This is a genomic window from Rhizobacter sp. Root1238, assembly GCF_001425825.1.
In the GTDB taxonomy this organism is placed as follows: domain Bacteria; phylum Pseudomonadota; class Gammaproteobacteria; order Burkholderiales; family Burkholderiaceae_C; genus Rhizobacter.
Genome location: NZ_LMDM01000019.1, coordinates 22,816 through 34,975 on the forward strand (window position 1 = coordinate 22,816; position 12,160 = coordinate 34,975).

General features: G+C 68.5%; 9 protein-coding genes. 2 read left to right on the forward strand and 7 right to left on the reverse strand.

Going from position 1 to position 12,160, the window contains the following annotated elements:
* The first annotated feature begins 66 nt into the window (after positions 1-66).
* Together ASC98_RS15345 and ASC98_RS15350 are read left to right on the forward strand one after the other, a co-directional pair.
* The gene (locus ASC98_RS15345; protein ID WP_056809572.1) at positions 67-1,563 is read left to right on the forward strand and encodes an ATPase domain-containing protein; all 1,497 of its coding nucleotides are present in this window, start codon (positions 67-69) and stop codon (positions 1,561-1,563) included.
* A gap of 38 nt (positions 1,564-1,601) precedes the next feature.
* Positions 1,602-3,200: an ATP-binding protein gene (locus tag ASC98_RS15350; RefSeq protein WP_157597983.1), complete on the forward strand. Its 1,599-nt coding sequence runs from the start codon at positions 1,602-1,604 to the stop codon at positions 3,198-3,200.
* A gap of 26 nt (positions 3,201-3,226) precedes the next feature.
* Here the strand turns inward: ASC98_RS15350 and ASC98_RS15355 are convergent, their stop codons facing one another.
* The 7 genes from ASC98_RS15355 to dnaK form a co-directional block, all read right to left on the reverse strand.
* Positions 3,227-4,477 (reverse strand): MFS transporter, encoded by a 1,251-nt coding sequence (locus ASC98_RS15355; RefSeq protein WP_056809576.1) that lies wholly within the window; start codon positions 4,475-4,477, stop codon positions 3,227-3,229.
* The gene (locus tag ASC98_RS15360) at positions 4,474-4,812 is read right to left on the reverse strand and encodes a hypothetical protein (RefSeq protein ID WP_056809642.1); all 339 of its coding nucleotides are present in this window, start codon (positions 4,810-4,812) and stop codon (positions 4,474-4,476) included. The genes ASC98_RS15355 and ASC98_RS15360 overlap by 4 nt, the downstream gene beginning before the upstream one ends.
* 24 nt (positions 4,813-4,836) lie before the next feature.
* Positions 4,837-5,430 (reverse strand): RNA polymerase sigma factor, encoded by a 594-nt coding sequence (locus ASC98_RS15365; RefSeq protein ID WP_056809578.1) that lies wholly within the window; start codon positions 5,428-5,430, stop codon positions 4,837-4,839.
* 39 nt (positions 5,431-5,469) lie between these two features.
* A complete protein-coding gene (locus ASC98_RS15370) occupies positions 5,470-7,161 on the reverse strand; it encodes a phosphoethanolamine transferase (protein WP_157597982.1) in 1,692 nt (563 codons plus the stop codon).
* Positions 7,162-7,196: 35 nt separating this feature from the next.
* Positions 7,197-8,873, reverse strand: a complete 1,677-nt coding sequence (locus tag ASC98_RS15375) for a response regulator (RefSeq protein ID WP_056809580.1) — start codon at positions 8,871-8,873, stop codon at positions 7,197-7,199.
* A 55-nt stretch (positions 8,874-8,928) separates the two neighbouring features.
* Complete coding sequence (gene dnaJ, locus ASC98_RS15380; protein ID WP_056809582.1) at positions 8,929-10,089, reverse strand: molecular chaperone DnaJ; 1,161 nt, start codon at positions 10,087-10,089, stop codon at positions 8,929-8,931.
* Positions 10,090-10,167: 78 nt separating this feature from the next.
* The gene (gene dnaK / locus ASC98_RS15385) at positions 10,168-12,129 is read right to left on the reverse strand and encodes a molecular chaperone DnaK (protein ID WP_056809584.1); all 1,962 of its coding nucleotides are present in this window, start codon (positions 12,127-12,129) and stop codon (positions 10,168-10,170) included.
* Positions 12,130-12,160 lie beyond the last annotated feature (31 nt).

Genomic DNA, 12,160 nt, shown 5'->3' on the forward strand with positions numbered 1-12,160 from the left:
CAACGAGGAGAGGCAGAAAAGGTGGGCACGGTGCCCGCCCACGGAACCCCACTGAAGGAAGATGACATGACCGACACCAGCGAGGCCGGGCCTGTTCGCACTTCCACCGGCGTCGCCGGCCTGGATGCCATCCTGGGCGGCGGGCTGACCCCGTCGAGGATGTACCTGCTCGAAGGCACGCCCGGAACCGGCAAGACCACCTTCGGGCTGAAGTACCTGATGGCCGGCGTGGCGGCTGGCGAGACCGGCCTCTACATCACGCTGTCGGAGACGGCCAGGGAACTGAGTGCGGTCGTCGCATCCCATGGCTGGACGCTCGACGGCATCCATATCCAGGAACTGGGCAACGACATCGGCCTGATGGCCGAAGAAGCCCAGACCATCCTGCATCCGTCCGAGATCGAACTCGGCGAAACCGTCAGGGCGATGACGCAGGAGGTCGAGCGGCTCAACCCGCGCCGGGTGGTCTTCGACAGCCTGTCCGAGATGCGCCTGCTGGCCCAGGACCCGCTGCGCTACCGCCGGCAGATCCTCGCGCTCAAGCACTTCTTCTCGGACCGCGAATGCACCGTCCTGCTGCTGGACGACAAGACCTCCGAGCCGACCGACCTGCAACTGCACAGCATCGCCCACGGCGTGATCAGCCTCCAACAGGAAGCGCGCGAGTTCGGGGCCGAGCGCAGGGCGCTGCGCGTCGTCAAGATGCGCGGCACGAAGTTCCACGGCGGCTGGCACGACTTCATGCTCGACACCGGCGTCGTGGAGGTGTTCCCCCGCCTGATCGCTGCCGCGCACCACACCCCGTTCGACGCTCCGCTGGCCACGACCGGCTCGGCCCAGCTGGACACGATGCTCGGCGGCGGCCTGGCGGTCGGCACCAACATGCTGCTGCTGGGCCCCTCGGGCGCGGGCAAGACGACCACCGCCGTGCGGTGCATGCTGTCCGCCCTGGAGCGCGGCGAGAACGCCGATTACTACCTGTTCGACGAAGGCGTCGCGACGCTGCTGACGCGCAGCCGGAACCTCGGCATGGCGCTGGACGAGCACATCGAGTCCGGCCGGCTCGTGGTCCACCAGATCGATCCCGCCTCGCTGTCTCCGGGCGAATTCGCGTCGCGGGTGGTCGGCGGCGTCTCGAAGCGAGGGGCGACCTTCGTCGGCATCGACAGCCTGAACGCCTACGTGCATGCCATGCCGGGGCAGAGCTTCCTGATGCTCCACATGCACGAGCTGCTGACCTACCTGAATCAACAAGGGGTCCTGACGCTGCTGATCGTGGGCCAGCATGGGCTGGTCGGCGACGTCCACTCCGACATCGATCTCAGCTACCTCAGCGACGCGATCCTTCTCTATCGGTTCTTCGAGGCGCAGAGCGAGGTCCGCACCGCGCTCGCGGTCTTGAAGAGCCGCACCACGCAGCATGAACGATCGATCCGCGAGCTTCGCCTCGGGTTGCCCTCCGGCCTCCAGGTCGGTGACGAGCTTCGAAACTTCGAAGGCATTCTTGCGGGCGCGGTCGCGTACACCGGATCGACGCCGCTGCTGACCGATTCGCAAGGCTGAGCGTGCAGCGCGACAGCAGCAACCGCCGGCGGGTCCTCGTGCTCGCTCCCAGGGGCCGCGACGCCGCGGTGATCGAGCAGGTGCTGTCGGGGCTCGACATCGCCGTCGAGGTGTGCCCGAACCTGGCCGAGCTGACGGCCGGGCTCGGCGACGAGACGACCGCAGCCATCCTCACCGAGGAGTCGTTGAACGAAGACGGGGCTTCGTCGCTGCAGCGCTGGATCGAGAGCCAGCCGCCGTGGTCGGACTTTCCGTTCGTGGTGCTGGCGACCCGGCAGCCGGCGCGGCGGTCCGCCAACGCGGCGGCGGCGCTGGCCCGACTGGGAAACGCGGTGCTTCTCGAACGGCCGCTGAATGCCGACACGCTCGTCAGTGCCGCCAATTCGGCGATGAGGTCTCGCCGACGGCAGTACGACGCCCGGCGCCAGCTGGAACAGTACGAGGCCGTGGCCCTGGAGAACCAGCGGCTCTTCGAGGCCGAACGCCGCGCGCGTGCCGAAGCCGAGGCGGCCAACCGGGCCACCGATGATTTCCTCGCGACGCTGTCGCACGAGTTGAGGACACCGCTGAGCGCGATCCTCGGATGGACCTATGTGCTTCAGCGGCGCCGCGGAGAACTCGGCGAGCTGGCCCGCGGCATCGACACCATCCAGCGCAACGCGAACTCGCAGGCACGGCTCATCGAGGACCTGCTCGACATGAGCCGCATCGTCGCCGGCAAGGTCAGCCTGGAGTTGCAGACGGTCGTGCCGTCGCAGTTGCTCGAACAGGTCGTGTCGTCGCTGCTGCCGAGCGCCCAGACCAAGGGGATCGAGCTCGTCACCGTGCTCGATCCGGCGCTGACGCCGATCACCGGCGACCCGCAGCGACTGCTGCAGGTGTTCCGGAACCTGATCGTGAACGCGCTCAAGTTCACGCCGGGCGGCGGCGTGGTGCGGGTCGAAGCCGCCGTGGAGGGGGAGGCGCTGGTGGTCCGGGTGGTCGACAACGGCGTCGGAATCTCGGCCGACTTCCTGCCGCACGTCTTCGAGCGGTTCCGGCAGGCGGACGGGTCGACGACCCGGTCGCAGGGCGGGCTGGGCCTGGGCCTGGCCATCGTCAGCCGCCTCGTCGAATTGCACGGCGGCTCGATCGCGGCGCAGAGCGACGGCATCGGCAAGGGCGCCACGTTCACCGTGCGCCTCCCGCCGATCGAGGCGGCGCAGCCGGTGCATGAAGCGGCGAACGACGCGGTGCACGGTCACCCGGGTGGGCGCGGGCGAATCCTGAACATCAGGATCCTGCTGGTGGAAGACGACCCCGACGGTCGCGAGATGGTCAACCAGCTGCTGCGGGACGAGGGCGGCGAGGTCGTCGCCGTCGATTCCGCCGCGCGGGCCTTGTCGGCGCTGCGGGATGGCGTGTTCGACCTGATCGTCAGCGACATCGGCATGCCCGACATCGACGGCTACGAGTTCATGAAACGCATCCGCGACGCGGGCAATCCGATTCCGGCCATCGCGTTGACGGCCTTCGCGCGCCCTGAAGACAAGGCCAGGGCGCTGGAGGTCGGGTATTCAGCGCACATCAGCAAGCCGGTCGAGCCGCCTGCACTGATCGCTGCGGTCGCCGGCGTGATGGGTTCGGGCCGGCGGTGACCGGGAGGGGTGCCCCCCTCGCCACGTCACCCGGCGACCGCCACCGGCTTGTCGGCACGCTGCAACCGCCACACCAGCAGGAACGACGCGACCGAGGCCGCCACCACCACGTGGCCGACCCAGTCGAAGTGCTGCAGCCGCCCATCGGCCCCCGCCGTGACGATGTGGCCGGCCACCACCGACGCGATGCCGCCCGACAACTGCTGCACCGACGAGCTGATCGCGTTGAACGCACCCCGCTGCGCCGGCGAGGGCACGCCGGCGACCATGGCCTGGAACGGGATCATCCGCGAGAAGATCCCGACGAACAGCACCGCGTTGACCGCGATCAGCACCGGCAGCGGCACCGGGCCGAGGTGCGTGTAGATCTGCACCATCGTCATCGCCAGCAGCGTGCCCACCGTGAACATGCGGAACTTGCCGAACCTGTCGGCGGCCCGCCCGATCAGCGGTCCGAAGACGATCGTGCACAGGCCCGTCACCAGGTACACCACCGGCAGGCTGTGCAAGTCGATACCGAGGTTGTTGACGGTGAAGGCGCTGCTGAACGGCATCAGCATGAAGCCCCCGGTGGTCAGCAGTGCGGTCGCCGCGAACGCCAGCAGGTGGCGCGGCACCGCCACCGTGTGCAGCAGGTGCGCGAAGGCGCCCCGTTCCTGCGGCAGCTTCAGGTGCCCGTCCACCGGCTGCAGGCGCCATGCCACCACCACGCCGCCCACGAGCCCGAGCGCGGCCATCGCGAAGAACGGCATGTGCCAGTCCCAGTGGTTCGACAGGTACAGCCCGGCCGGCAGGCCCAGTACCTGGCTGGCGGCGAACGCGGTCTGGATCACCCCCATCACGCGGCCGCGCATCGAGGCCGGGAACAGGTCGGTCGAGATCGCGAGCACGATCGAGCCGATCACGCCGCCGAACAGGCCGGTGACGATGCGCGCCGCGAGCAGGCTTTCGAAGGTCGGCGCAAGCCCGCACCACAGCGTGCCCAGCACGAAGCCGCCATAGAAGAACAGCAGCAGCTTCTTGCGGTCGAAGCGGTCGGCGAAGCCGGCCGTCAGCAGCCCGGCGGTGCCGGCGCTGAACGCATAGGCCGAGACGACGAGCCCGAACTGCTTCGGCGTGATCGACAGCGCCGGCATGATCAGCGCGCCGAGCGGCGCCATCAGCATGAAGTCGAGGATGACGGCGAACTGCAGGAACGCGAGCAGCCCCAGCACCACCTTCTGGTAGCCGGTGAAGACCGGGACGGCCACTGCGGTGGGGGCGGGAGCTGCACTCATTCGGCGGCTCCGTCGCGATGGAACGGACCCGCGCCCATGCGGGACTCCATCTTCGAACGCAGGCCGCGGCGGAACTGCTCGCGCTCTTCGGGTGTCATCGAATGCCAGCGGTGGCCGAAGCGGTGGCCGTGCCAGCCGCCATGCCCGCGGAAGCCGCCGAACAGGATGCGGCACAGCACCAGCAGCCCGAGCGCGTGCGGGTAGTCGATGACCTGGGCACCGCTCAGCAGCCCCGGGACGATCGCGTTCCACAAGCCCATCACCACCGCGCCGAGCGCGGCCACCGCGACCAGCATCAGCACCGCGCGGCCCAGGAACCTCGCCTTGAATCTCATCGTGTCTTTCATCATGTTTCTCCTTCAGTCTTCCAGTTCGTCATAAATGGGTTGCAGGCGCGAGCGCAGGTAGAGCACCGCGTAGCGCTTGCGGGCCAGCAAGGTGTTGATGGGCACGCCGCTGCCCGCGGCCATGTCCTTGAAGCTGTGGCCTTCGAGCTCGTGCGCGACGAAGACCTCGCGCTGGTTCGCCGGCAGGTCGTCGAGCGCCTGCTGCAACGTGTTCAGCAGCACCGAGCGCGCATAGGCCGCCTCCGGCCCGGCGTCGGGTGACGGCAGGGCCAGGTCGAGGCTCGACTCGTCGTCGTCGTCCAGGTCGTCGAAGTCGTGCAGCGGCTGCTCGCGCTTCTTGCGGAAACGGTCGACGATGCGGAAGCGCGCCACCCGGTAGAGCCACGCGCTGACCTGCTCGATCGCAGCCGGCAGCCGGTAGGCCTCGACGAATTCTTCCAGCACGTCCTGCAGGATGTCCTCGGCCTCGCCCGGGTCCCGCACGCGCCGCCGAATGAAATCGCCCAGCCGGCCGGACTCGCGCCGGACCGTGGCGGCGATGTCACGGTCGGGGTCGGCGCGGTCCGGGAAGGTCACGGCGGCGGCAGGCTGCGTTGGCGGGTCCATGCCTGGGTAGACGTTCGTGCCGCCCGAATATTGTGGAGGCTACGGTTGTCGGCCCCGGCAGGCAGCGAACAGGTCGAGATCGGCGCGGTACACGACCGTCTTCGCGCGCATGAAGCCCAACACGCTCGGCACCAGGTTGTCGTGGCTCAGCGCGGTGTCGCGCCGGCCTTGCAGGCAGCTCATCGCGACGCCGGTCGCAGCCTCGGTCTGCGGCGCGAGCCACACCACCAGCGGCACGTGCTTCTGCTCGCGCGGCGCGATGCCGTAGGGCAGGCCGTGCAGATACAGGTTGTTCTCGCCGAGCGATTCGCCATGGTCCGACAGGTACAGCAGCGCCGGGTCGTAGCCGCCGGCCTGCCGTCCCAGCCAGTCGATGGCCTGCCCGAGCACGCTGTCGGTGTAGGCGATCGAGTTGTCGTAGGCATTGAGCAGCTGCTGGCGGTCGCACTGCTGCAGCACGTTGGTCGTGCACTCCGGCATGAAAGGCTTGCGACCCGGCGGCGAGCGCTTCGAGTACGCCGGCCCGTGGCTGCCCATCTGGTGCAGCACCAGCACCACACCGCGTGCGCGGCGTTCGGCCGGCAGCGCGGCCAGCCGCTGGTCGAGCCCGTGCAGCAAGGCCTCGTCGAGGCATTCGCCGCCATCGCACAACCCGGCCGGCATCGGCGCGGCACCAGGCGCCAGTCGGTAGGCGTCGTCATGCGGCACGCGTTCGCACAGGCCCTTGCAGCCGGCCTGGTTGTCGAGCCACAGCACCGCGAGGCCGGCACGCTGCAGCACGTCGAGCAGGTTCTCGAAGTCCTGGTCGCGCGATTCGTAGGCCTGCTTGCCCAGGTGCGAGAACATGCAGGGCAGGGAGGTGGCGGTGCTGGTGCCGCACGAGGTGACGTCGCTGAAGCTGACGACGCCGTGCGCGGCCAGCGCCGGCGTGGTCGCGCGGCCGTAGCCGTTCAGCGCGAAATGATCGGCCCGCGCCGTCTCGCCGACCACCAGCGCGAGCAGCAGCGGCTTCGCGCCCGGCGCCGGGGGGGCAAGCGCGACATCGGTGCCGATCGCGACCGGCGGCCCGGCCGGCCGGGCGTTGGCGTCGTGCACCAGCATGCCGAGCGCGTAGAACGAATTCAGCGGATTGATCTTGTAGCGCAGCGTGTTGTGGGTGCGCATCGTCGACGCGAGGTCGGCGAACAGCGCGCCGGCGACGGCCACCATCACGACCACCGCGACCACCGCGCCCACCAGGTTGCGGCCCGCCTGCCGCAGCACGCCCGGCGCCTGCAAGGGCCGGCGCCACAGCCAGGCCAGCGGCAGCAGCGCGATCACGATGACGCTCACCGCCATGCGCAGGCTCAGCAGGTCGCGCGTTTCGCGCAGGTCGGTCTGCAGCACGTTGGTCATCATCGTGCTGTCGATCACGACGTTGTAGGTGCCCATGAAATGCGCACCGAACGCCGCCGCCAGCAGGAAGAGGCCGATCGCCGGCTTGATGCTCCAGCGCCAGGCCAGCAGCGCCAGCACCAGCGTGTTGAGGCACGCGACGATCACGCCGAACGCGACGATGAAGAGCGTGCCGCGCGAGCCCTGCATCTCGGGCAGCGCCTGCAGCGATTGCCACAGCGGCCAGTTCGCGAGGGCGGCGATCCACACGCCGGCGAGCACCGCGAGCGTCAGCGGATTCCAGGTGGATCGGTGCGGGGTGGGGGGGAACAGGGCCCGGTTGCGTCCAAGGTGCATCCCGGAATTGTGGCAGCAGCCGGCTGAAGCGAGGCTCAGGGCGGGGCGTCGGCGGAGGCGACCGGCTCGGCCTCGGCAGGCGCGCCGCGCTCGCGCAGCGTCAGCGCACCGGCCTGGCGGCCCGAGGCCTGCCCGAGCGACGGCATCGCGCTGCCGGCGTAGCGGCTGCGCAGTGCCTCGACGCGCTCCTGCAGCGGCGCGGCATCGGCGATCTTCTCGTGGTGGCGCTGCAGCGTCATGCGCGCCATCTCGATCAGCTTGCCGTTCAGCGTGCGCTCGCCGTGCGCCAGCAGCAGCTGCACCGCGCCCCGGTGGTCGCCCGACAGCGTGTGCGACACCGCCTGCTCGGCCATCTCGTTGATGCGCTGCTGCGCGTCGCGCACGCGCTGCGCATGCGGCGGGTGGCTCGAGGCGGTGCGCGCCAGCAGCTCGGCCAGTCCCTTCGCGCTCGCGAAACGCAGCGCCAGCGTGTCGACCCAGTCGTCGGCGCCGTCCAGGTTCAGCTCGGCGGCGGTGAGTTGCGACACCAGGCTCAGCACGTTGCACGCCGCCTCCATGTCGAGGCCCGGCTCGCGCAGCTCGCGCGTGATCTCGCGCACCGCGGCGATGGCCGCACCAAGTTGCTTCTGCAGCATCAGGTTGAACACCTCGACGACCGCGGCGAAGCGCTGCAGGCGCCGGCTCTGCGGCGCCTTTTCCAGCGCATGCCGCAGGTTGTCGAGGCAGCGCTGCAGGCCCTTCGAGTCGCGCTGGTGGAAGCGCGTGAAAGCCAGCAGCACCAGTGTCTGGTGGTCGAACATCTTCGAGCTGATGCCGACCGAGGCGGCGCGCTCCAGCATGCGGCCGGCCTCGTCGCGGTCGCCCATGTAGAAGGCCAGCATGCCGTGCTTCTGCAGCCGGCTGATGGAGCCGGGCGTCAGCGCGGTGGCACGCTTGTAGGTGTCCAGCGCACTCTGCAGGTCGCCTTGCTCGACCTGCACGCGGCCCATCACGTCGTAGGCGTCGACGAAGCTCGGGTGGTCGCCGATCAGGCTTTCGAGCGTGCGCAGGGCGGGGCCCGACTGGCCGGCATCGAGCTGGCTGCGCGCGATGCCCAGGCGCGCCCACGGGATCGCGCCGGTCTTCTGCACTTCCTCGAACATCTGGCGCGCTTCGGCGTGCTTGCCGACGCGCAGCAGCAGTTCCGAGCCGATGCGCGCCGCGTACAACCAGTACGGGCCGCGCTGTTCGAAGCGGGTGGCGCACAGCGCGGCACCGCGCTCGAAGTCGCCTTCCTCGATCGCGAGGAAGATCTCGCCGAGCGATTTCTTGCGCCGGCGCGCCTGCATCAGTCGTTCGCCGAGCGCGGTCGCGGTGTGGGGTTTCAGCAGGTAGCTGTCGAGCGCCGATTCGGCGGCATCGGCGACCAGCGAGTACGAGGCTTCGCTGGTGACGATGATGAAGACGGTGGACAGCGGCAGCAGCTGGTTGCGCCGCAGGTCGTCGAGCAGGTTCTGGCCGGAGTAGCCGGTGGCGCTGAAGCTGTGCTCGCACAGCACCACGTCGAACGGGCGGGCTTCCAGCTGCTTGCGGGCGTCCTCGATGCGGCCGCATTGCACGACCGTGCCGACGCCGAAATCGCGCAGCTGGGCGGAAAGAATGCTGCGCGAGGTCGGGTTCGGGTCGATGACCATCGCCCGGCACTGCGCGATATCACGGTCAAGCGGAGCCATCCCGCCTTATCGGATGGGGCGACGGCCGCTTGAGCGCCCGCGCCCGCGGACCGTCCTACTTGAACAGATCCTTCACATGGTCGGTCCAGCTCTTGGCATTCGGCGAATGCTTGCCGCCCGACTTGTTGAAGGACTCGTCCAGCTCCTTCAGCAGCTTGCGCTGGTGCTCGGTCAGCTTGACCGGCGTCTCGACGCTGATGTGGCAGTACAGGTCGCCCGGGTAGCTGGAACGCACGCCCTTGATGCCCTTGCCGCGCAGCCGGAAGGTCTTGCCGTGCTGCGTGCCTTCGGGCAGCTCGATCTCGGCCTTGCCGCCCAGCGTCGGCACCTCGATGCCGCCGCCCAGCGCCGCGAGCGTCAGCCCGACCGGCACGGTGCAGTGCAGGTCGTCGCCGTCGCGCTCGAAGATCTCGTGCTGCTTGATGCGGATCTCGATGTACAGGTCGCCGGCCGGGCCGCCGTTGGTGCCCGGCTCGCCGTTGCCGGCCGAGCGGATGCGCATGCCTTCGTTGATGCCGGCGGGGATCTTCACCTCCAGCGTCTTGGTCTTCTTGATCTTGCCCTGGCCGTGGCAGGTGACGCACGGCTCGGGAATGATCTTGCCGGTGCCGTGGCAGTGCGGGCAGGTCTGCTGGATGCTGAAGAAGCCCTGGCGCATGTGCACCGTGCCGGCGCCATTGCAGCTCGGGCAGGTCTTCGCGCTGGTGCCGGGCTTGGCGCCGCTGCCGTGGCAGGTCTCGCACTCTTCCCAGCTCGGGATGCGGATCTGCGTTTCCTTGCCGCGCGCCGCCTCTTCGAGCGTGATCTCCATCGCGTAGCTCAGGTCGCTGCCGCGGAACACCTGCTGGCCGCCGGCGCCGCCGCGGCGCTGGCCGCCACCGCCCTGGCCGCCGAAGATGTCGCCGAAGATGTCGCCGAAGGCCTCGGCGAAGCCGCCGAAACCCTCGCCGCCCTGGCCGCCCGGACGGAAGCCGCCGGCGTTCGGGTCGACGCCGGCATGGCCGTACTGGTCGTAGGCCGCGCGTTTCTGCGCGTCGGAGAGCATCTCGTAGGCCTCCTTGACCTCCTTGAACTGCTCTTCGGACTTCTTCGCCCCGTCGCCCTGGTTGCGATCGGGGTGGTGCTTCATGGCCAGCTTGCGGTAGGCCTTCTTGATGTCCTCGTCGGACGCGTTCTTCGCGACGCCGAGGATTTCGTAGTAGTCACGCTTTGCCATGGGTGCTCATGCTTGAAATGCAAATCCCCCGTGCGCCTGTGACAGCCCACGGGGGTACCGCTCAGCGAACCGCCGGGCTTACTTCTGGTCTTTCACTTCCTTGAACTCGGCGTCGACGACGTTGTCGTCGGCCGGCTTCGACGAGGCCGCTTCGGCGTGCGGTTGCTGCGCGCCGCCACCCGCCGCCGCGCCCGCACCGGCTGCCGCCTGGGCGGCCTGCGCATCGGCGTAGACCTTCTCGCCCAGCTTCTGGCTCGCGGCCATCAGCGCTTCGCTCTTGGCCTCGATCGCCGCCTTGTCTTCGCCCTTCAGCGCTTCCTCGGCGTCCTTCAGCGCGGTCTCGATCTTTTCCTTCTCGCCGGCATCGAGCTTCTCGCCGTGTTCGGCCAGCGACTTGCGCACGCTGTGCACCATCGCGTCGGCCTGGTTGCGGGCCTGCACCAGTTCGAGCTTCTTCTTGTCCTCGGCGGCGTTCAGCTCGGCGTCCTTCACCATCTGCTGGATCTCGGCTTCGGAGAGGCCGGAGTTCGCCTTGATGGTGATCTTGTTTTCCTTGCCGGTGCCCTTGTCCTTCGCGCCGACGTGCAGGATGCCGTTCGCGTCGATGTCGAAGCTCACCTCGATCTGCGGCGTGCCGCGCGGCGACGGCGGGATGCCTTCGAGGTTGAACTCGCCCAGGCTCTTGTTGCCCGACGCCATCTCGCGTTCGCCCTGGTAGACCTTGATCGTCACGGCCGGCTGGTTGTCGTCGGCGGTCGAGAAGGTCTGCGCGAACTTGGTCGGGATGGTCGTGTTCTTCGCGATCATCTTCGTCATCACGCCGCCCAGCGTCTCGATGCCCAGCGACAGCGGGGTCACGTCGAGCAGCAGCACGTCCTTGCGGTCGCCGGCCAGCACCTGGCCCTGGATCGCGGCACCGACGGCCACCGCTTCGTCAGGGTTCACGTCCTTGCGCGGTTCCTTGCCGAAGAACTCCTTGACCTTCTCCTGCACCTTGGGCATGCGGGTCATGCCGCCGACCAGGATCACGTCGTCGATCGCGTTCACCGCGACGCCGGCATCCTTGATCGCGGTGCGGCACGGCGCGATGGTGCGCTCGATCAGCTCTTCGACCAGCGACTCGAGCTTGGCCCGCGTCAGCTTGATGTTCAGGTGCTTCGGGCCCGAGGCATCGGCCGTCACGTACGGCAGGTTGATGTCGGTCTGCGAGCTGTTCGACAGTTCGATCTTCGCCTTCTCGGCCGCTTCCTTCAGGCGCTGCAGCGCGAGCACGTCCTTCGACAGGTCGACGCCTTGCTCCTTCTTGAACTCGGTGATGATGTAGTCGATGATGCGCTGGTCGAAGTCTTCGCCGCCCAGGAAGGTGTCGCCGTTGGTCGACAGCACCTCGAACTGCTTCTCGCCGTCGACGTCGGCGATCTCGATGATCGACACGTCGAAGGTACCGCCGCCCAGGTCATACACCGCGATCTTGCGGTCGCCCTTTTCGTTCTTGTCGAGGCCGAAGGCCAGCGCGGCCGCGGTCGGCTCGTTGATGATGCGCTTGACGTCGAGGCCGGCGATGCGGCCGGCGTCCTTCGTGGCCTGGCGCTGCGCGTCGTTGAAGTACGCCGGCACCGTGATCACCGCTTCGGTGACGGCTTCGCCCAGGTAGTCCTCGGCGGTCTTCTTCATCTTGCGCAGCACTTCGGCGCTGACCTGCGGCGGCGCGAGCTTCTGGCCGCGCACTTCCACCCACGCGTCGCCGTTGTCGGCCTGCGCGATCTTGTAGGGCATCAGGTCGATGTCCTTCTGCACTTCCTTCTCGGTGAACTTGCGGCCGATCAGGCGCTTCACCGCATACAGCGTGTTGCGCGGGTTCGTGACGGCCTGGCGCTTCGCAGAGGCACCGACGAGGATCTCGCCGTCTTCCTGGTAGGCAATGATCGACGGCGTGGTGCGCGCACCCTCGCTGTTCTCGATCACCTTGGTGGTGTTGCCTTCCATGATGGCGACGCACGAGTTGGTGGTGCCGAGGTCGATGCCGATGATTTTTGCCATGTGGTTCTCCTGAATTCCGAAAATCTTGATG